Raw genomic sequence first — 19,595 nt, forward strand, 5'->3', positions numbered from 1 at the left:
CGCGGACGCCGGCGCCTGCGCGGCGGCGACGGGTGCCCACGGCCTCACGGAGCCGTCCGCGCGGTCCCCGCAGCCCGCGCCGTCGACACGGTCCGCACCATCCCCGCCGTCCGAGCCGTTGGACCTGTCCGGCCTGTCCCCGCTCTCCGCGCTCTCCACCGAGGGCGCCCTGCGCGCGCTGCGGGCGCGCGGCCTCGCCGCGACCGCCGTCACCACCGACCTTGCCGAGCTGCACCACGACCCGCGCTTCGCCGGTTCGATCAGCCGCGACGCGCACGGTGCCCCCGCCGTTCCCGACCCCTGGAGCTTCGTATGACCGTCGCACTGAACGATCTGCTGCCCGTGGGCCTGCGCCGCTCGTGGGCGGTCGACGGAACCTGTCCCGACCTCGACCTCTACAGCCTCTTCCGGGCCCGCCAGATCGCCGATCTGCACCACACCGCGGTCATCGACGCCAAGGGCACGCTCTGCTACACCGCGCTCGACCGCAAGGTGCGATGTCTGGCCACCGGCCTCGCGGAGCTCGGCGTACGGCCCGGCGACGTGGTCGGCGTCCAGCTCCCCAACGGCCGCAACGCGGTCATCGCCGACCTGGCCCTGGCCGCCCTCGGAGCGGTGGCCCTGCCCTTCCCCGTGGGCCGGGGCGGCCAGGAGGCCCGCTGTCTGCTGCGCCGCGCCGAGGCCGTGGCGGTGATCGCCGCCGTGGAGCACCGGGGCCACCGGCACGCCGCCGACCTGCGGGACCTGGCCCCCGAACTGCCCGCGCTGCGCCATGTGATCGCCGTCGGCGGACCCGCGGGGACGGAGCCTGAAGGAACGATTCGGCTCGCGGAGCTGCTGCGCTCCGACCCGGCCGCCTTCGTGCCCGCCCGGCCCCACCCCGACAGCGCCGCCCGCATCCTGGTGTCCTCGGGCTCGGAGGCGGAGCCGAAGATGATCGCGTACTCCCACAACGCCCTCGCCGGCGGCCGGGGCAACTTCCTCGCGTCGCTGATGCCCGACGGGACGCCGCCGCGCTGCCTGTTCCTCGTACCGCTCGCGTCCGCCTTCGGCTCCAGCGGCACCGCGGTCACTCTCGCCCGGCACGGCGGAACCCTGATCGTCCTCGACCACTTCACACCGGAGGCGGCCCTCGCGGCGGTGCGCGAGCACCGGCCCACGCACGTCCTCGGGGTGCCCACGATGATCCGCATGATGCTCGACCGCCTGGAGGCGGAGGCGTCCCGGGCCGGTGCCGGGGCCGAGGGCAGCGTCGCCCCGCTGCCCGCCCCCACCGCCCTCGTCCTCGGCGGCGCCCCCCTCGACGAGACCACGGCCGAGAGCGCGAGCCGCGCCTTCGGCTGCCCGGTCGTCAACCTCTACGGCTCGGCCGACGGGGTCAACTGCCACACCGGACTGGGCGCGACGGTCCCGGAGTCCGAGGGCACGGGCATCTCCGCGGGCCGCCCCGACCCCCGGGTCGCCGAGATCCGCATCGCGGACACCGAGACGCACGAGCGGCTCCCCGACGGCGCGATCGGGGAGATCATCGCGTGCGGCCCCATGACGCCCATGTGCTACGTCGCCTCCCCCGACCTGGACGCCCGGTACCGCACGCCCGAGGGCTGGGTCCGTACCGGCGACCTCGGCTTCATCGACGACGACGGGATCCTCCACGTCGTCGGCCGCCTCAAGGACATCGTCATCCGCGGCGGCGCCAACATCAGCCCCGCCGAGGTGGAACGGGAGCTCTCCTCGGACCCCCTCGTCCGCGATGTCGTCTGTGTCGGGGTCCCGGACGAGGTGATGGGCGAGCGCCTCGCCGCCTGTGTCGTCCCCCGCGGCACGCGGCTCCCCACCCTCGACTCCCTGGCCGGACACCTCACGCTCCGCGGCCTGGAGCGCCGCAAGCACCCCGAGCACCTGCTCCTGCTGGCGGAGCTCCCGCTCACCCCGGCCGGCAAACCCGACCGCGCGGCGCTGCGCGCCCGGGCCCGCGGAGCCGCCGCGGCCACCGCGACCGTGGCCTCCGCCGTGCCCACCGCGACCGCTGCGGCCGAGACGCCCGCCGAGACGCCCGCCGAGACGCCCGCCGAGACGCCCGCCGGCGTGGGCGCGTAGACGAGGGCGGGGCGGCCCCGAGCGGACCGCCCCGCCCGGTACCGCCCCGCCCGGCGCCGCCGGACCCTACTGAGCGGCGGCGCCCGTCTTGCCCATGGCCTTCTTCAGCTCGGCCCCCGCGTTGCGGTAGACCGGCAGCAAGTCCAGGTCGTTCCCGGGGTAGTTGATGATCTGCACCTGTCGCGCGCCGGAGTCGGGCAGGACGGCTCCGGTCGACATGTGCGCGTTGTCCAGTACCAGCGCGGGCTTCTTCGCCGACAGCTCGGCCAGCTGCGCCGGGGTCACCGCCTCGGGGCCGTAGGTGCCCACCGGGGTGGCGCCCGCCAGCTTCGCGGACCAGGCGGTGAACACCTGGCTCACGACGGCCGGGCTCTTGCCGCCGGGCCAGGCGGCCTGGACGTCCTTCGCGACCCGCCCGTACTCGGCGTCGAAGTCCGCGGTCCACTTCGCCGCGGCGGCCTGGGTCCCGAACAGCGCGCCCAGCCGCGTGACTTCGGCCTTGACCTTGTCGGCGTCGTTGTCGAGGTTCACCTCCACCAGCTCCGCCTTCGACCCCGCGGCCTCCTTGATCTTCGCGGCGTACGGCTCGAACGGCGCGTACAGCACGAAGTCGGCCCCGGCGACGGCGGCGAGGTCGGAGGGCTTGGGGTCGTAGTCCGGCGCGTGGTGCACGGACTGCGGCACGATCACCTTCACGTCCTGCGCGCCCGCGGCCTTGGCGAAGGCACCCTCCCAGGTGGTCGTCACGACGACGACGGGCTTGCCGCCCGCGGGGGCGCTCCCCCCACCGCTCCCCCCACCGCTCCCGCCACCACTGCTCCCGCCGTCGGTGCCGCAGCCGGCCGTCAGTGCCAGTGCCGAGGTCAGTGCGAGGAAGAGGGCGATGCGGGCCGTGCTGCTGCTGCGGACGCGGGTTCGGGGCGCCATGAGCGGATTCTCCGTTCGGGTACGAGGTGCACCGCGAGGACGAGCGCCCCCGCGGTCAGGACGAGGACGGGCCCGGGGGGCCAGTCCAGCAGGAGGGCGACGAGGAAGCCGGTCAGGTTCACGAAGACGCCGATGGCCACCGCCCACCCGGTGATCGATTTCAGCGAGGTCCCCAGCCGGCGCGCGGCCAGGGCGGGCAGCAGGGTCAGGGCGTCGACCAGCAGGGCGCCGGTGAGCTTGATGGCTCCGGCGACCGCGACCGCGACGAGCACCAGCAGCACGGTGGTCAGCGCCCGCACGGGCACGCCCGAACACTGCGCGAGCTCACGGTCGTACAGCAGCAGAGCCACCTCGCGGCGCCGCCACCAGAACAGGCCGGGTACGAGGACGGCCAGGACGCCGAGCACCACGAGATCGGCGCCGCCGACGGACAGGATCGAGCCCCACAGCAGCGCGAACGCGCCCGAGGCGTTGACCCCCGAGACCGCGAGGAGCAGCAGCGCGGCGGCGATCGCCAGGCTCATCAGCAGCCCCATCGCCCCGGACAGCCCGTCCGGGGTCCGGGCCAGCGGGGCGACCCCGGCTCCGGCGAGGGCGCAGGCCACCAGCGCGCACAGCATGGGGTCCAGTCCGGTGAGCAGCCCGACGGCGATGCCCAGCAGGGCGACGTGCATCATCGCGAAGCGCACCGGCATGATGTCCAGCCCGACGATGACCACCCCGATCACGGGCAGTCCGACGGCGGCCAGCAGCAGGGCGAAGCCCGCCCGCTGCACGGGGGCCAGTTGCAGGAGGGTGCCGAGGTCGGCGGCCGCGAGGGTGGCGCTCACCGGACCTCCCGCAGCCGGCCGGCGGCCATCTCCAGGACCCGGTCGCAGCGTTCCGCGAGCGCCCGGTCGTGCGTGACGACGACGAGCGTCACGGGCAGGGCCGCCAGTACGTCGGCGGCCTCGTCCTGCCCTGCGAAGTCCAGGGCGGCGGTCGGCTCGTCGGCGAGCAGTACGCCGGCCCCCGCGGCCACGCAGCCGATCGCCCGGGCCAGGTACATCCGCTGCAACTGCCCGCCGGACAGGGTGTGCAGCGGCCGCCCGGTCAGCGGCCCCACCCCCAGCCGGTCGGCGGCCTCGGCGGCCGCGCGGGGGTCACCGCCGCTGGCGAGGAGCTCGCCGCCCAGGAGCGGGAAGCGTCCGGCGGCGGGCTTCTGCGGGATCCACGCGCACGCCCGCCGCCGCCAGGCCGGGTCGCCCGCACGGCCGCCGACCAGGATCTTCCCGCTGACCTGCGCGTGCAGTCCGAGTACGGCGCGCAGCAGGGTGGTCTTGCCCGATCCGTTGGTGCCGGTCAGCGCGACGCGCTCGCCGGCGGCGATCTCCAGGTCGACGCCGGTCACGGCCTCGACCCGCCCGTGCCGGCAGCCCACCCCCTCCATCCGCACGTCCAGCCCGCCCATCCCACGCCCCTCCGCTGTCACCGGCCCCGTCTCTGCGTGGAGTTGGTCGGCCGGCGGGGTCCCGCGGTTCCAGCGATCCGCGTTCTGCCGGCGGCGGCCCGGCACGGGGGCCGGGGCACTGGCGGGTTCGCGCCGTCGAGCCGCGCGGGACCGGCCATTCCGCGGGGGCGTTCCGTTTCCTACAAGCGTTCCGTTCCACCCCGGGCCATGATCGCGCCGCCACCTCCCGTGGTGATCAACACGCCTCTGACCAAAGGGAGTCGAGCCATGTCCGAGCACGTCCGCGCCCCTCGTCGCGCCCCTCGCCCCACCCTGTGCCGCGCCACCCGCCGGACCGCGCTCTGGCGCCGCGCCCTGGCGAGCGCCGTCGTCCTGGCCGCGACCGGAACCGTCCTTGCCGCCACCCCGCAGCCCGCCCGCGCCGCGCTGCCGGCGCAGTCGATAGCCGACCCCGTGCACTACTGGAACGACGTGCTGCAGAACGTCTTCCGCCGGGTCGGCGGCGGGCCCGTTCCGATGGCTCGCGCCGCCGCGATGATGAACGCCGCGATCTACGACGCGGAGTCCTCGTACCAGCTGAAGTGGAAGGGCAAGATCACCTCGGAGCCGTACATCCAAGCGGTGAGCTACGTCGGCTGGGCCGAGGGCCCGGACGAGGAGGAGCGCGTCATCGGCCGTACCGCCTACAACATCCTCCTCGGCCTCTACGGCAACAAGCAGAGCCGCTACGCGGACCAGACCCAGTACCTCGACTCGCGTTTCCGCGAGCGATTCGGCACCGAGCCCACCTCGGGCGACTTCCTCGACCTCTCCGTGGTCGGCACGATGGTCAAGCAGATGACGGACGCCCGCACCGGCGACGGCTCCGACAACCCCCAGGTCTACGTGGCGGACCACAAACCGGGCGCGTGGCGGCCGACGAGCTACCCGGACATGCCCGACGCCTCCTGCGACGAGGACAGCGACGCGATCAGCCCCTTCTACGGCCAGGTCAAGCCGTTCTCGCTGGCCTCCGGCTCGCAGTTCCGCCCCACCACCCTGACCCGGTACGGCTCGTACGAGGCCCTGGTGGCGAGCGACGAGTACAAGCGGCAGGTGGAGGCGGTCCGGACGGCCGGCGCCGACACACCGACGGCGGCCACCCCGGTGATCAACCGGACCCCGGACCAGCTCGCCGCGGCCTGGTTCTGGGCCAACGACAACAACGGCACCTACAAGCCGCCGGGCCACATGCTCCAGGCCACCCGTGAGGTGGCCAAGGCCCGAGGCCTCGGGGTCTACGCGAACGCCCGGCTCTTCGCCCTCGTCTCCATCGCCATGGCCGACACCGGAATCGCCGTCCGCGACGCCAAGTTCGCGACCCCCATCGACCTGTGGCGGCCCGTCTCGGCGGTCCGCGAGGGCGGCCTCGACCCCCAGTGGAAGCCGCTGCTGAAGAGCCCGACGGGCGTCAACGTCAGCCCGTGCTTCCCCGCGTACGTCTCCGGCCACGCGTCCTTCGGCGGAGCCTGGGCCGGGGTCATGAAGCGCTACTTCGGCAGCGACGACATCTCCTTCGACCTCACCACCGACGAACCGCAGTCCCCGGTCAGAACCCGCCACTTCACCAGCTTCAGCGCGGCCGGCAAGGAGGACGCCGACAGCCGCGTCTGGCTCGGCGTCCACTACCCGTGGGACGCCACGGACGGCCTCGCCATGGGAGACAAGATCGCGAACCAGGTCTTCACCACGAAGCTCCGTACGCTCTGACCCGACCTGCGGGCCCGGACCGCGGTCCCGGCCTGGTGGGCCCGATCTGGCAGGGCTCTGGCAGGCCCGGTCTGACGGGCCCGGTCTGACGGGCCCGGTCACCCCGGCCGGAGGACGTAAGCCTTTCGTCATCCGGCCGGGTCTGGCCCCCGCCCGCGCCCGGGCGTTGAATTCCCATGACGGCCGGCCGTCCGGCCGAACGCGAGGAAGGGCACGACGAGTGACGCAGAACCCGACGCCGAACCAGCCGCAGAATCCGATGCCGAACCCGGCGCACACCGAGTCGCGTAACCCGGTGAAGAGGCGGGGCGGACGTCGGCTCCTGGCCGTACTCGCCCTCCCGGCGGCCCTCCTGCTGGGCCTCGGCCTGTACTGGTTCCAGCCGTGGAAGCTCTGGCAGGACGCCACCGTCCACGAGTCGCTCCCGGCGGCGTCCCCCTCCGCGGCCGCGCCCCCGACCACCCGCTCGCCCGCCGAGGGGGCTCCCGGCACCGCGCCCGCCACTCCGCAGACCCTCGCCCAGGGCACGCTGATCAGCCACGAGCACACCACCACGGGCACCGCCAAGCTCATCCGGCTCCCGGACGGCTCCCACACCCTGCGCCTGGAGAACCTCGACACCAGCAACGGCCCGGACCTGCGCGTCTGGTTGACGGACGCCCCGGTGAAGGAGGGGACGGCGGGCTGGCGGGTGTTCGACGACGGCGCATACGTCAGCCTGGGCAAGCTCAAGGGCAACAAGGGCGACCAGAACTACGCGATCCCGGCCGGCGTGAACCCGTCCGACTACGGCAGCGTCACCATCTGGTGCGACCGCTTCGACGTCTCCTTCGGCGCGGCGGCCCTCACGACCGTGTGAGCCGCGGCCGTGTGAGCGGCGGCCGCCCGGACGCCGCCATGTCACCCTTGTCCCCGCACCAAGGACGCGTCACGGGCGCGCCGGGATCGGGGGAGACACGGTGGCGGGACCACAAGCACCGGCGAGTCATCTCTCCGGCTACGCCGAGTTGCTCGTCGACGCCTGCGCCACGGGCCGCCGGCTGACCCGCGCGGAGCTGGAGTCGCGTCGTGCGCAAGGGGAGCGGGCGGCGGAGGCCGGGCTGCCGCTCCGCGCGCTGATACGCGATCACCTGGCCGCGGCGCAGCTCGTACGGCCCCTCCCCGCATCCGGTCCGCTCCTGGCGGCCGTCGAACAGGCGGTGGACGCCTTCGTCGAGGGCTACGAACGCGCCCAGCACCAGGCCGTCCGCCAGGAGGAGGCGGCGCGCCGCGAGTTCATCGACGACCTCCTCTACGGCGGCAGCGACCTGGGCCGGCTGGCGGAGCGGGCCGGGCGCTTCGGGCTGCGCCTCTCCCCGTCGCACGGCGTCGCCGTGGCCACCGGCCCCGAGACCTACGGTGACGGCTACCCCATGGCACGCGGGATCGAGTCGGCGGTCCTCGCCCGGTTCCCGGGCCGGCAGATCCTGCTGACCACCAAGGACGGCCGGCTGATCTGTGTGGCACCGGGGGACCAGCCCGAGGTCCTGGAGTACTTCGCGAAGCGGGCCCACGCGGCCACCGACGGCGGCCGGGTCGGGATCGGCCGCTCGCACCCGGGCGCGGGCGGGGTCGCCCACTCCTACGAGGAGGCCCTGGGCGCACTCGACCTCGCCCACCGGATGGACCTGGACGGACCGGTGCTCCACGCCGTCGACCTGCTCGTCTTCCCGGTGCTGACCCGGGACCGGCAGGCCATGGCCGATCTGGTCGAGAGCACCCTCGGCCCCCTGCGCACGTCCCGCGGCGGTGCCCAGCCGCTCCTGGACACGCTCACCGCGTACTTCGACAGCGGCTGCGTGTCCACCGAAGCGGCCCGGCGCCTCTCCCTCAGCGTGCGCGCGCTGACGTACCGGCTGGAACGCATCCACAGCCTCACCCGGGCCGACCCGGCCGATACGCTGAACCGCTACACGCTCCAGACGGCGGTGATCGGCGCCCGCCTGCTCGGCTGGCCGGGCAGCGACGCGTGACCTGAGCCCCGTGCGTCAAAGCGACGTAAAGATTGCCGACAGCAGGCAATGCGCGGAGCGCCTCCCAAGTGACACGATGCGGGTGTCCGGCGGGAACGCCACCGGGTGGGGAGGCGCGTTCATGGGTTTGTTTCTTGGTCTCGGCATTGCGGGGATCGTGCTGCTGGCCCTGTCCCTGCTCCTGGACGGCGTGCTGGAAGGCGTCTTCGACGGTGCGCTCAGCGCACTGTTCGACGGCTGGCTGTCCCTCCCGGTGCTCGCGGGCTTCGTGTCGATGCTCGGGTTCACCGGGGCGATCGTGCTCGGGACCACGGGGTTCGGGCCGGGCCCGGCAACCGTCGCGGGCGTCCTCGCGGGAGCCTGCGCGGCCTGGGCGACGTACCGCCTGAGCCGCGCCCTGATGCGGGACCGCAGCGGGGCCGCCCCGCACCAGGACTCCCTCATCGGCTCGACCGGGACCGTGGTCACCTCGATCCCGGCCTCCGGCTACGGCGAGGTCCTCCTGCGCCTGGCCGGCCAGCCCGTGAAGTACGCGGCCACGGCCGAGGGCCCGCTGGCCCGCGGCGCGGAGGTGTGGGTGACGGCGGCTCCGTCGTCCACCTCGGTCACCGTCCGCGCCGTCGAGCACTGAGACACCCGCCCGTCCACCCACCCACCCGACCTAACCACCCACCCACACCGATCTGCCCCCACGGGGGAGGCAGGGGGGATCCGCCATGAGCCCAGTCGTCATCACCGCGGTCGTCGGAGTCTTCGTACTCCTCGTCCTGCTCGCCCTGGTCGTCGTCACGCGCTACAAGGTCGCCGGGCCCAGTGAGGCGTTCCTGATCACCGGCCGGCGCGGCAAGAGCTCCACCGACCCGGAGACCGGGCGGATTTCCACCGACAACAGCGGCCAGAAGGTCGTGGTCGGCGGCGGAGTCTTCGTCGTCCCCTTCGTGCAACAGCGCTACACCCTGGACCTCTCGAGCCGCCACATCCCCGTCGCCGTACGCGGCGCGGTCACCCTGCGCGGGATCAAGGCCAACCTCGAAGGCGTCGCGATCGTCAAGGTCGGCGGCAACGAGGACGCCATCCGGGCCGCCGCCCAGCGTTTCCTGCAGCAGCAGGACGGCATCGTCGGCTTCACCCAGGAAGTCCTCTCGGGCGCCCTGCGCGCCATCGTCGGCCGCATGTCGGTGGAGGACATCATCCGTGACCGAGCCGCCTTCGCGGGGCAGGTCGCCGAGGAGGCGGAGGCCAGCCTGTCCGGGCAGGGCCTGGTCCTGGACGCCTTCCAGATCCAGGACATCACCACCGAGGGGTCCTACCTGGAAGACCTCGGCCGTCCCGAGGCCGCCCGCGCCAAGCAGGAGGCCGACATCGCCGAGGCCAACTCCCGCCGCGCCGCCGAACAGGCCCGTCTGAAGGCCGAGGAGGAGATCGCGGTCGCCGAACGCACCCTGTACCTGCGCCAGGCGGAGATCAAGGCCGAGACCGACGCGGCAGCCGCCCAGGCCAACGCCGCCGGCCCGCTGGCCGAGGCCGACCGGCAGCAGCAGATCCTCGCCGAGCAGGAGAAGGTCGCCGAGCGCCAGGCCGCCCTGACCGACCGCCAGCTCGACACCCAGGTCCGCAAGCCGGCCGACGCCCGCCGCTACGAGGCCGAGCAGGAGGCCGAGGCCAAGCGGGTGGCCCGCGTCAAGCAGGCCGAGGCCGAACGCCTCGCGGCGATCGCCGCCGCCCAGGGCGAGGCCGAGCGCGCCCGCCTCACCGGTGAGGGCGAGAAGCAGCGCCGCTCCGCCCTCGCCGAGGCCGTGCGCCTGGAAGGCGACGCGGAGGCCGCGGCCATCCTGGCCAAGGGCACGGCCGAGGCCGAGGCCATGCGGAAGAAGGCCGAGGCCTTCGAGACGTACGGGGACGCGGCCGTGATCCAGATGATGGTCGAGGCACTCCCGCAGGTCGTGGCCAAGGCCGCGGAACCCCTCTCCGCCATCGACAAGATGACCGTCATCTCCACCGACGGCGCGAGCAAGCTCTCCCGCACGGTCACCGACAACGTCGCCCAGGGCATGGAGCTCCTGAGCTCCACCACCGGCGTGGACCTGGCCCAGCTCCTGAAGGGCCTCACCGGGAGCGCCCCGAAGGCCCCCGCCACACCGGGCGCGCCCGCCGTCAACGGGAAGATCGAGATCACCGGCTGACCCCTGGTGAAACGACCGTGGGGCCCGCTGCCGAGCAGCGGGCCCCACGCCTGCGGCCGCGTCCGACCGTGCCGCAGCCGCCTCGTCGCGGGACAATGACCCCCATGACGACCCCCGCGACCCCGATGGACACCGTCACGCTGGAGCGCCGCATCGCGGCCCGCCCCGAAACCGTCTTCGGCCTGTTCAGCGACCGGGAGAAGTGGCTGTCCTGGATGGGCGCCGACGGGGCGTTCTCCTTCGAGCCCGGCGGCCCGTACCGCACCCGGCTCACCGGCGAAAGCGTGGCATCCGGCCGCTTCGTGACGGTCGACCCGCCCGAGCGGCTCGTCTTCACCTGGGACTGGCAGGAGGCCGGCACGCCGGCGGCCGGCTCCACCACGGTGGACATCACCCTGGAACCCACCACCGGAGGCACCCTGCTCCACCTGATCCACAGCGGCCTGCCCACGGCGGAGGCGTGCGAAGCGCACGCGGAGAGCTGGCAGCACTACGTCGACCGCCTCGCCCTCCGCGCCGAAGGCACCGACCCCGGCCCGGACCCCTGGACGCACCGGCCCCCGAACTGAGGCCGCCTGCACGGAGAACAGCCTCCAGAAACGCAGAAAGGGCCTGACCCGCAATGCGGATCAAGCCCTTGACCTGGTCTTACGAAGTCGGGGTGGCGGGATTTGAACCCACGACCTCTTCGTCCCGAACGAAGCGCGCTGCCAAGCTGCGCTACACCCCGATGTCCACCCTTGCAGCGCTTGCTGCCCTGGCGACATCGATTACTTTAGCGGACCCTCGGCCGGAGACGAAATCCGGTTTTCGCGCGCCGGGCGGTAGCGGTCCGCCAGGACCAGGGCGAGGCCGAGGGCGTAGAAGACGAGGCCCAGGACCACCGCGTTCAGCGCGACCTTCGCGTAGCCGTACTGGGCTGCGTCGATGAAGGGGTACGTGTACCGGGTCGGGACGTCGGGGGAGAGGAGGGCGCCGCGGATCAGCGCGAAGACCACGTAGAGCAGGGGGTACGCCAGCCACTGCGCGGCGTAGCGCGGGCGCAGGGTGCGGGGGGCGGTCAGGAGGAGGAAGTCCAGGGCGGCGCCGATGGGGGTGACCGTGTGGAGGAGCTGGTTGGAGACGGACTTGGCGCCGGACAGCTTGTCCAGGTCCTCGAGCACGTTGAAGGGGCTCGACGGGTTGGCCAGGACCAGGTGGAAGACCAGCCCGGTGATCAGGATGAAGAGGAGGACCCCGCCCCGCCAGAAGGGGGCCACGTCCGGCTCGCGCCGGTGGACCCGGACGGCGGAGAGCCCGTAGACGACCGCGACCAGGATGTTCGTCCAGATCGTGAAGAAGCTCAGGACCACGGGCACGCTGCCGTACGCGCACTCGATGACCAGGCCGACGACGGCCGCGGCCGCGATCAGCGCACGGAAGGCGACGGTCGGGAGGCGGGGAGCGGCAGGTGTGATCATCCGGTCAACGTACTCGGCCGGACGGCCGGCGTTAGGCCTTCGGGGTCAGTGTCAGCAGTGTCGCCTCGGGCGGGCACGCGAAGCGCACCGGGGTGAAGCGGTTGGTCCCGCAGCCCGCCGATACGTGGAGGTACGCGCGCTGTCCCTGCGTCTCGTGCGTCGAGAGCCCCTTCACCCGCTTCGTGTCCAGGTCGCAGTTGGTGACGAGGGCCCCGTAGAAGGGGATGCACAGCTGCCCGCCGTGCGTGTGGCCCGCCAGGATCAGCGGGTAGCGGTCGGCGGTGAAGGCGTCGAGGACCCGCAGGTACGGGGCGTGGACGACGGCCATCGAGAAGTCCGCGTCCGCCTCCGGGCCGCCCGCGACCTTCGCGTACCGGTCGCGCTTGATGTGCGGGTCGTCCAGGCCGGTGAAGGCCAGCTCCAGGCCGTCGAGCTTGAGCCGGCCCCGGGTGTTGGTGAGGTTCATCCAGCCGGCCGCGTCGAAGGCGTCCCGCATTCCCTCCCACGGGTTGTGGACGGCCCCGACGACCGGCGCGTTGCCGTTCAGCCCGTGCCGGCCCTGGGTCTTCTCGATCAGGTAGCGCCCGGGATTGCGCATCCGGGGGCCGTAGTAGTCGTTCGATCCGAAGACGTACACGCCGGGGAAGTCCATCAGCGGGCCGAGCGCGTCGAGCACTTCCGGCACGCCCTCCGTGTCGGAGAGGTTGTCGCCCGTGTTCACCACGAAGTCGGGGCGCAGCCCGGCGAGCGACTGCAGCCACGCGCGCTTCTTGCGCTGACCGCCGACCATGTGGATGTCCGAGACCTGCAGGACGCGCAACGGACGCATCCCCGGCGGGAGCACGGGGACCGTGACCCGGCGCAGGCGGAAGGACCGGGCTTCGAAACCGGCGGCATAGGCCAGACCGGCGGCCCCCGCCGCGGCGATCCCGGCGGTGACCTTCAGGGGTACTCCGTAACGCGCACGCATGTCCTCATGTTCGCAGACCCGGCAAGCACGCCGGGAAACCGGCGGGCGCCCGAGCCCCCGCACCTGGCAGACTCGGGGCATGACCACGCTCAAGGCCAAGCTCCAGGAAGACCTCACCACTGCCATCCGCGCGCGCAACGAGCTCGCCTCGTCCACGCTGCGCCTGACCCTGTCCGCCATCACCAACCAGGAAGTCGCGGGCAAGGAAGCCCGGGTGCTCTCCGACGAGGAAGTCCTCAAGGTGATCGCCAAGGAGGCGAAGAAGCGCCGCGAGGCCGCGGAGGCCTTCGCGCAGGGTGGCCGTCCCGAGCAGGCCGCGCGGGAGACCGCCGAGGGCGAGTTCCTCGACACCTACCTCCCCAAGCAGCTCGGTGAGGCCGAGCTCGACGCGATCGTGGCGCAGGCCGTCGAGGAGGCCAAGGCGGCGGGCGCCGAGGGGCCGCGGGCCATGGGCGCCGTCATGAAGATCGTGAACCCGAAGGTCGCGGGTCTGGCGGAGGGCGGGCGCGTCGCCGCCGCCGTCAAGAAGCACCTGTCCTAGTACGCACGCGGTTCCCGTAAGGGAAACGGGGAGGGCCCCCACCGATCCGGATGCGGATCTGGTGGGGGCCCTCCCTCGTTCTTCGCCGTGGGACCTGACGGGGCCTGCGGGACCTACGGTCCTGCGGCCCCTGATCGACGGGTCCTAGTCGCGGCCGCCGATGAAGCCCGGCGGGAAGCTGATCCCGCCGAGCGGGTCGGTCCCGCCCGTGCCGCCGTCGTTCCCGCCGGTGGTTCCGCCGGCCGTCTGCCCGCCGGGACGCCCGTCACCGGGCTTGCCGTCCCCGCGGCCCGGCTTGCCGGGCTTACCGGGCTTGTTGGGCTTGCCGCCGGGGGAGGGGCTCGGGGTGTCGGGGATGTTCACCGTGACGAAGCTCGGGGCCTCGCGGCCGGAGAGCGCGCCGGAGACGGCCTGCTTCCAGATCGGGCCGGGCAGGCCACCACCGAAGACCTTGTCGTAGTACTGGCCGCCGATGGTGATGTTCTCCATCGACACCTGCTTGGCGCCGCCGGAGCCGACCCAGGTCGCGCCGGACATGTTCGGGGTGTAGCCGACGAACCAGGCGTTGTAGCGGCTGTCGGTGGTACCCGTCTTGCCCGCGCTCTGCCGGTCCGTCAGACCCGATCGCTGGCCCGTGCCGGAGTCGACCACGCCGAGCAGCAGGGTGTTGATGGTGTCGGCGGTCGTCTCGGTCATCGCACGGCCGCACTTGGACTTCGGGACCGTCAGCGCCTTGCCGTGCGAGTCGGTGATCGACTCGATGGTGACCGGGGTGCAGTACACGCCACGGTTGGCGAAGGTGGCGTAGGCGTTGGCCATGGTCAGCGGCGACATGCCCTCACTGCCGAGCGCGATGGCCGGGACCTCGGGGAGCTTGGCGCCGTTGGCCGGGATCACACCGAGCTTGGTGGTCATCTCGGTGACGGGGCACAGGCCCACCTCGGAGATCATTTCCACGAAGTAGGTGTTGACCGACTTGGCCATCGCCTCCTTCATCCCGTACGGGCCGACCTCGGACTCGGTCTCGTTCTCCACCTTCGCCCGGTCGGTGTTGACCCACGGCTTGTCGCTGCAGGTCTTCACCGGGCTCGGGTAGTCCATGTCGTACGGGGACTGGTACATCTTCGTCGGCGGCAGTCCGCCCTCCAGGGCCGCGGCCGCGACGAACGCCTTGAAGGTGGAGCCCGTCGGGAAGCCGAAGTTCGAGCCGCCCATCTTCTTGTCCACCGAGAAGTTGATCTGGGTCTCGTTCTTGCCGAAGCCGTACGGCTTGGACTGCCCCATGGCGAGGACCCGCCCGGTGCCGGGCTGGACGAGGGTGACGGCCGTGGCGACCTTGTCGTCCTGGTCCACGTGGTCCTTGATGGACTCGTTGACGGAGTCCTGCGACTGCGGGTCCAGGGTCGTGCGGACCGTCAGGCCGCCCTGGTTCCAGACCTTCGCACGCTCCTCGCGGGTCTTGCCGAAGGCGGTGTTGTCGAGGAAGGTGTTGCGCACGAAGTCGCAGAAGAAGCCCGCGCCCTTGACGGCGGTGATGCAGCCGTTCTTCGGCTTGGTCACCTTCAGCTGGACCGGCTTGGCCTTCGCCGCGTCCGCCTCGGCCTGGGAGATGTCCCTTATGTCGGCCATCCGCTGGAGGACGATGTTGCGGCGCTTCATCGCTTCCTGCGAGTCGTTCAGCGGGTCGTACCGGCTCGGCGACTGGACCACGCCCGCCAGCAGCGCCGACTCCTCCAGGGTCAGGTCCTTGGCGGCCTTGCTGAAGTAGCGGTGGGCGGCGGATTCGATTCCGTACGCCTGCTGGCCGAAGTACGTGATGTTGAGGTAGTTCTCGAGGATCTTCTTCTTCCCGAGCTCCTCCTCGACCTGGATCGAGTACTTCAGCTCGCGGATCTTGCGCCCGAGGCTCTTCTCCTGCGCCTCGCGCACCTTCGTCTCGTCGTCGCCGGCCTCTTCGACGAAGACGTTCTTCACGTACTGCTGCGTCAGCGTCGACGCGCCCTGCGCCGCGCCGCCCTCCTGGGCATTGCGGTTGACCGCACGCAGGATGCCCTTGAGGTCGACCGCGCCGTGCTCGTAGAAACGGGAGTCCTCGATCGCGACGATGGCCTTCTGCATGTACGGGGAGATGGCCGTGATCGGAACCACCTGCCGGTCACGCGAATAGACCGTGGCGATCAAGCCACCCTCGGAGTCCAGAATCGTGGTGCGCTGGCTCAACGGTGGTGTCTTGAGATTGGCCGGGATCTCATCGAACCCTTCGACCGTGCCCTTGGCCGCGAGCCCCAGGGCGCCTGCGCCCGGGATCGCGATCCCCGCGAGTACAACTCCGGAGAGAACGGACACACCGAGGAACTTGGCGGCCTGCTGTGGCCCCGTGAGCCCGCCGCCCGAGCGCTTCTTTCCCATGGAGGGCAGCCTACGTTCTCATTCGCCGGACACGCGCGAATGCCTTGGCCTAAGCTGTCCTCAACTGTCACAGCAGTGCGGTGGGACATCAACCCCTCGGCTTGTTTTTCACCCTTCCCGAATGGGGTGGACGCATGTCCGAATCTCGCCTCCTGTGATCAGCATGCCCGTCGATTTCACCCAAATCGCCGGAATGGTCGGGCATGTCGCACGATCACTCCGTCGGGTGATCTGCCGCTTACCCATAGTCCGTTCGGACCATTCAAGATTGGGCCCGTCGGGGGTGTTGCACTGTGCCCGCCTTCCGTAACGTCCTCAACTGGCAGCGGTGAATATGCCGCTACCGCCGTGGGGGAGCCTCGATTCGGGAGAGGACGGCGCCGGGATGGGCTGGGTTACCGACTGGAGTGCGCAGGCAGCCTGCCGCACTACCGATCCGGATGAACTGTTCGTTCAAGGAGCGGCACAGAACAGGGCCAAGGCGGTGTGCACCGGATGTCCGGTGCGGACCGAGTGCCTGGCCGACGCGCTCGACAATCGTGTCGAGTTCGGAGTGTGGGGCGGAATGACCGAGCGGGAACGACGTGCGCTGTTGCGCCGGCGTCCCACCGTCACCTCGTGGCGGCGACTGCTCGAAACCGCACGCACGGAGTACGAGCGCAGTACGGGCATCCTCACCATGGATGCCGATGAGGAGATCGACGTTCCGTACGAGACGTACGCGGCAGCCGGGTAGACCACCCGGGCGCCACGTCGTAGGAACGCCTACGCTCCGGCCGGAACCCCGGCCGCGAGTCGCTCTCCGATAGCCCGCAGCCCGGCGAGGTCGTGTACGTCGCCGGGCAGGGCGGCCACTTCGGCCACCGCCACCTCGGGGTGCAGCGAGGTGAAGCGGTCACGCGTGCGCTGTTCGCGCGCGATGACCTGCATGCGCTCCGCGTGCAGGCGGAGCAGCCCTGCCGTGATCACGTCGGCGTCTACGGCGTCGGCGCCGGTCTCCTGCCCGCGGCTGTCGCCGTCGGTGCCGGTTTCGGAGACGCCCTCCGTGCCGGTGTCCGTGTCCGTGTCCCTGGAGTCACGAAGTCCAGCTTTCCCGGACTCCTGATCCACAATGCCGCCCTCTTCAAGATTCTCCGCGGCGGCCAACGCCCGCTCCGCGGAGAGCTGTTCGGCGTCGCTGCCGTGCACCCGGTTCAGTACGAGCCCGGCCAGCGGCATCCGCTCCGCGGCCAGCCGCTCCACGAAGTACGCGGCCTCGCGCAGCGCGTCCGGTTCGGGCGCGGAGACCACGAGGAACGCTGTGCCGGGAGCCTGCAGGAGCTGGAAGGTCGCGTCCGCGCGGGTGCGGAAGCCGCCGAACATGGTGTCCATGGCTGCCACGAAGGTCTGTACGTCCTTCAGCAGCGAGGCACCCATCAGCTTGCTCAGCGTGCCCGTCATCATCGACATGCCGACATTGAGGAACTTCATCCCCGCCCGGCCGCCCACCTTCGCCGGAGCCATCAGCACCCGGATGAACTTCCCGTCCAGGAAGGATCCCAGTCGGCCCGGCGCGTCCAGGAAGTCCAGCGCGGAGCGGCTCGGCGGGGTGTCCACCACGATCAGGTCCCAGTCGTCCCGGGCCCGCAGCTGCCCCAGCTTCTCCATCGCCATGTACTCCTGCGTGCCGGCGAAGCCGGCCGACAGGGACTGGTAGAAGGGGTTGGCGAGGATGGCCTGGGCGCGCTCGGGGTCGGAGTGGCCCTCGACGATCTCGTCGAAGGTCCGCTTCATGTCGAGCATCATGGCGTGCAGCTCGCCGCCCTCGGCGCCCTGCACGCCGGGCGCGCCCTGCACCCCCGTCACCCTGCGCGGGGTGTTGTCGAGCGAGTCGATCCCCATCGACTGGGCCAGCCTGCGCGCCGGGTCGATGGTCAGGACGACCACCTTGCGCCCGCGCTCGGCCGCCCGTACCCCGAGCGCCGCCGCGGTCGTGGTCTTGCCGACCCCGCCCGCACCGCAGCACACGATGATCCGCGTCTGCGGATCGTCCAGCAGCCGGTCGACATCCAGCCGCGGGGGAGCGTCCATCGTCGCCTCCGTGGTCCCGGTCCCGATCATTCCTCGCCCACCTGCTTCCGCAGCTCCGCGGCGAGCCCGTAGAGCCCGGCCAGGTCCATCCCCGCGCCGAGCATGGGGAGTTCGTACATCGGCACGCCCAGCCCCGCCAGTACGGTGCGCTGGGCGCGCTCCAGCTCCACCCGGCTCGCGTGCTCGGAGGCCTGCGCGAGCAGCGGGTCCACCAGCCGTTCGGCCAGCCCGCCGCGCCGGGCGCTGCCGAGGCCGGCCCGGGACAGCGCTCTGGAGACGTCGGAGCGGCTCTCGCCGGCGGCGCGCAGGGCGTCCTCGTCGAGGTGGTGCGGCCGGACCATGTTGACGACGACCCGCCCCACCGGCAGGCCCGCCCGCTGGAGCTCCGCGATCCCGTCGGCCGTCTCCTGCACGGGCATCTCCTCCAGCAGGGTGACCAGGTGCACGGCCGTCTCGGGGGACTTGAGCACCTTCATGACGGCCTGCGCCTGGTTGTGGATCGGCCCGAACCGGGCCAGGCCCGCCACCTCGTCGTTGACGTTCAGGAAGCGGGTGATCCGCCCGGTCGGCGGAGCGTCCATGATCACGTGGTCGTAGACGAACCGGCCGGACCTGTCCTTGCGCCGGACCGCCTCGCACGCCTTGCCCGTCAGGAGCACGTCCCGCAGGCCCGGCGCGATGGTCGTCGCGAAGTCGATGGCGCCGAGCTTCTTGAGGGCGCGGCCGGCCGAGCCGAGCTTGTAGAACATCTGGAGGTAGTCGAGGAGCGCCCGCTCCGCGTCGATGGCGAGCGCGTAGACCTCCCCACCGCCCGAGGCGACGGCGATCTTCCGGTCCTCGTAGGGAAGTGCCTCCGCCCCGAAGACCTGGGCGAGGCCCTGCCTGCCCTCGACCTCCACCAGAAGTGTCCGCCTGCCCTCGCGTGCGAGGGCGAGCGCGAGTGCTGCGGCGACCGTGGTCTTGCCGGTGCCGCCCTTGCCGCTGACCACCTGGAGCCTGCTCACAGGGCCCGAGCCTAATTCCTCCCGGGCGGCGGCGGTGGTGCCGGGGCCCCGCACCGCAGGCACTACGCTCGCTCCCATGACCAAGAAGTTCGAATACGCGACCGTCCCGCTGCTGGTCCACGCCACCAAGCAGATCCTGGACACCTGGGGCGAGGACGGCTGGGAGCTCGTCCAGGTCGTCCCCGGCCCGAACAACCCCGAGCAGCTCGTGGCCTACCTGAAGCGGGAGAAGGCGGCATGAGCGGAGTCGTCGAGGCGAAGCTGGCCGAACTCGGCCTGACCCTCCCCGAGGTCGTCCCGCCGCTGGCCACCTACCAGCCGGCCGTGCGGTCGGGTGCCTACGTGTACACCGCGGGCCAGCTCCCGATGGTCAAGGGCAACCTGCCGGTCACCGGCAAGGTCGGCGCCGAGGTCTCGGCGGAGCAGGCCAAGGAGCTGGCCGCGACCTGCGCGCTGAACGCGCTGGCCGCGGTGAAGTCCGTCGTCGGCGACCTCGACAAGATCGCGCGTGTCGTGAAGGTGGTGGGCTTCATCGCCTCCGCCCCCGACTTCACGGCCCAGCCGGGCGTGTTGAACGGCGCGAGCGAGCTGCTGGGCGCCGTCCTCGGCGACAAGGGCGTCCACGCCCGCAGCGCGGTCGGCGTGGCGGTCCTCCCGCTGGACGCCCCGGTCGAGATCGAGATCCAGGTCGAGCTCGTTCCGGGAGCCTGATCCCGGCTC

The 19,595-nt window shown here is 72.0% G+C and carries 19 protein-coding genes, 1 tRNA gene and 1 pseudogene; 12 read left to right on the forward strand and 9 right to left on the reverse strand.

What is annotated here, in order from left to right:
• Both ABZY57_RS17235 and ABZY57_RS17240 read left to right on the forward strand, forming a co-directional pair.
• A pseudogene (locus ABZY57_RS17235) lies at positions 1 to 316 on the forward strand (CoA transferase); the annotation flags it as partial.
• Positions 313 to 2,100 carry a class I adenylate-forming enzyme family protein gene (locus tag ABZY57_RS17240; protein WP_356512688.1) on the forward strand — a complete coding sequence of 596 codons (1,788 nt, stop codon included), beginning with the start codon at positions 313 to 315 and terminating at the stop codon, positions 2,098 to 2,100. The pseudogene ABZY57_RS17235 and the gene ABZY57_RS17240, both read left to right, overlap by 4 nt.
• Before the next feature lie 66 nt (positions 2,101 to 2,166).
• On the opposite strand, the gene ABZY57_RS17245 is transcribed toward ABZY57_RS17240, so the two are convergent.
• From ABZY57_RS17245 to ABZY57_RS17255, 3 genes are read right to left on the reverse strand one after another with little or no spacing between them, the layout of a single operon-like run.
• Positions 2,167 to 3,027: an ABC transporter substrate-binding protein gene (locus tag ABZY57_RS17245; RefSeq protein ID WP_356512690.1), complete on the reverse strand. Its 861-nt coding sequence runs from the start codon at positions 3,025 to 3,027 to the stop codon at positions 2,167 to 2,169.
• Positions 2,964 to 3,857 carry a metal ABC transporter permease gene (locus ABZY57_RS17250; protein WP_356512692.1) on the reverse strand — a complete coding sequence of 298 codons (894 nt, stop codon included), beginning with the start codon at positions 3,855 to 3,857 and terminating at the stop codon, positions 2,964 to 2,966. The genes ABZY57_RS17245 and ABZY57_RS17250 overlap by 64 nt, the downstream gene beginning before the upstream one ends.
• The gene (locus ABZY57_RS17255; protein WP_356512694.1) at positions 3,854 to 4,477 is read right to left on the reverse strand and encodes an ABC transporter ATP-binding protein; all 624 of its coding nucleotides are present in this window, start codon (positions 4,475 to 4,477) and stop codon (positions 3,854 to 3,856) included. The genes ABZY57_RS17250 and ABZY57_RS17255 overlap by 4 nt, the downstream gene beginning before the upstream one ends.
• 267 nt (positions 4,478 to 4,744) lie before the next feature.
• On the opposite strand from ABZY57_RS17255, the gene ABZY57_RS17260 reads away from it, so the two are divergent.
• The 6 genes from ABZY57_RS17260 to ABZY57_RS17285 all read left to right on the forward strand — a co-directional run bounded on the left by ABZY57_RS17260 (position 4,745) and on the right by ABZY57_RS17285 (position 10,990).
• Positions 4,745 to 6,226: a vanadium-dependent haloperoxidase gene (locus ABZY57_RS17260; RefSeq protein ID WP_356512696.1), complete on the forward strand. Its 1,482-nt coding sequence runs from the start codon at positions 4,745 to 4,747 to the stop codon at positions 6,224 to 6,226.
• A 259-nt stretch (positions 6,227 to 6,485) separates the two neighbouring features.
• Complete coding sequence (locus ABZY57_RS17265; RefSeq protein ID WP_356512747.1) at positions 6,486 to 7,085, forward strand: DM13 domain-containing protein; 600 nt, start codon at positions 6,486 to 6,488, stop codon at positions 7,083 to 7,085.
• 100 nt (positions 7,086 to 7,185) lie between these two features.
• Positions 7,186 to 8,238, forward strand: coding sequence for a helix-turn-helix domain-containing protein (locus tag ABZY57_RS17270; RefSeq protein WP_356512698.1), 1,053 nt, complete (start codon positions 7,186 to 7,188; stop codon positions 8,236 to 8,238).
• Positions 8,239 to 8,359: 121 nt separating this feature from the next.
• The gene (locus ABZY57_RS17275) at positions 8,360 to 8,869 is read left to right on the forward strand and encodes a hypothetical protein (RefSeq protein WP_356512700.1); all 510 of its coding nucleotides are present in this window, start codon (positions 8,360 to 8,362) and stop codon (positions 8,867 to 8,869) included.
• 85 nt (positions 8,870 to 8,954) lie between these two features.
• The gene (locus tag ABZY57_RS17280) at positions 8,955 to 10,421 is read left to right on the forward strand and encodes an SPFH domain-containing protein (RefSeq protein ID WP_356512702.1); all 1,467 of its coding nucleotides are present in this window, start codon (positions 8,955 to 8,957) and stop codon (positions 10,419 to 10,421) included.
• Positions 10,422 to 10,525: 104 nt separating this feature from the next.
• Positions 10,526 to 10,990 carry an SRPBCC domain-containing protein gene (locus tag ABZY57_RS17285; protein WP_356512704.1) on the forward strand — a complete coding sequence of 155 codons (465 nt, stop codon included), beginning with the start codon at positions 10,526 to 10,528 and terminating at the stop codon, positions 10,988 to 10,990.
• Between the two features lie 87 nt (positions 10,991 to 11,077).
• Here ABZY57_RS17285 and ABZY57_RS17290 read toward each other — a convergent pair.
• From ABZY57_RS17290 to ABZY57_RS17300, 3 genes are all read right to left on the reverse strand, one after another.
• Positions 11,078 to 11,151: transfer RNA gene (locus tag ABZY57_RS17290), tRNA-Pro, on the reverse strand.
• A 40-nt stretch (positions 11,152 to 11,191) separates the two neighbouring features.
• Positions 11,192 to 11,881 carry a Pr6Pr family membrane protein gene (locus ABZY57_RS17295; RefSeq protein ID WP_356512706.1) on the reverse strand — a complete coding sequence of 230 codons (690 nt, stop codon included), beginning with the start codon at positions 11,879 to 11,881 and terminating at the stop codon, positions 11,192 to 11,194.
• A gap of 31 nt (positions 11,882 to 11,912) precedes the next feature.
• On the reverse strand, positions 11,913 to 12,851 hold the full coding sequence (locus ABZY57_RS17300) for a metallophosphoesterase (RefSeq protein WP_356512708.1): 939 nt from the start codon (positions 12,849 to 12,851) through the stop codon (positions 11,913 to 11,915).
• 79 nt (positions 12,852 to 12,930) lie between these two features.
• On the opposite strand from ABZY57_RS17300, the gene ABZY57_RS17305 reads away from it, so the two are divergent.
• Entirely contained in the window at positions 12,931 to 13,392 is a 462-nt protein-coding gene (locus ABZY57_RS17305; protein ID WP_266879961.1) for a GatB/YqeY domain-containing protein, read from the forward strand.
• 144 nt (positions 13,393 to 13,536) lie between these two features.
• Here ABZY57_RS17305 and ABZY57_RS17310 read toward each other — a convergent pair whose 3' ends face one another.
• Positions 13,537 to 15,801: a transglycosylase domain-containing protein gene (locus ABZY57_RS17310; RefSeq protein ID WP_356512710.1), complete on the reverse strand. Its 2,265-nt coding sequence runs from the start codon at positions 15,799 to 15,801 to the stop codon at positions 13,537 to 13,539.
• 385 nt (positions 15,802 to 16,186) lie between these two features.
• On the opposite strand from ABZY57_RS17310, the gene ABZY57_RS17315 reads away from it, so the two are divergent.
• A complete protein-coding gene (locus ABZY57_RS17315; RefSeq protein WP_257559391.1) occupies positions 16,187 to 16,537 on the forward strand; it encodes a WhiB family transcriptional regulator in 351 nt (116 codons plus the stop codon).
• Between the two features lie 29 nt (positions 16,538 to 16,566).
• Here ABZY57_RS17315 and ABZY57_RS17320 read toward each other — a convergent pair whose 3' ends face one another.
• Complete coding sequence (locus ABZY57_RS17320; RefSeq protein ID WP_356512712.1) at positions 16,567 to 17,871, reverse strand: ArsA family ATPase; 1,305 nt, start codon at positions 17,869 to 17,871, stop codon at positions 16,567 to 16,569.
• A 26-nt stretch (positions 17,872 to 17,897) separates the two neighbouring features.
• Positions 17,898 to 18,875 (reverse strand): ArsA-related P-loop ATPase, encoded by a 978-nt coding sequence (locus ABZY57_RS17325; RefSeq protein ID WP_356512714.1) that lies wholly within the window; start codon positions 18,873 to 18,875, stop codon positions 17,898 to 17,900.
• 76 nt (positions 18,876 to 18,951) lie between these two features.
• Here ABZY57_RS17325 and ABZY57_RS17330 point away from each other — a divergent pair, with 76 nt between their 5' ends.
• Both ABZY57_RS17330 and ABZY57_RS17335 read left to right on the forward strand, forming a co-directional pair.
• Complete coding sequence (locus ABZY57_RS17330) at positions 18,952 to 19,116, forward strand: DUF4177 domain-containing protein (protein WP_112447450.1); 165 nt, start codon at positions 18,952 to 18,954, stop codon at positions 19,114 to 19,116.
• Positions 19,113 to 19,586 (forward strand): RidA family protein, encoded by a 474-nt coding sequence (locus ABZY57_RS17335; RefSeq protein ID WP_243330527.1) that lies wholly within the window; start codon positions 19,113 to 19,115, stop codon positions 19,584 to 19,586. Before ABZY57_RS17330 ends, ABZY57_RS17335 begins: the two co-directional genes overlap by 4 nt.
• Positions 19,587 to 19,595 lie beyond the last annotated feature (9 nt).

Origin of the sequence: Streptomyces sp. NPDC006450, assembly GCF_040612195.1 — a bacterium.
Classification (GTDB): domain Bacteria; phylum Actinomycetota; class Actinomycetes; order Streptomycetales; family Streptomycetaceae; genus Streptomyces.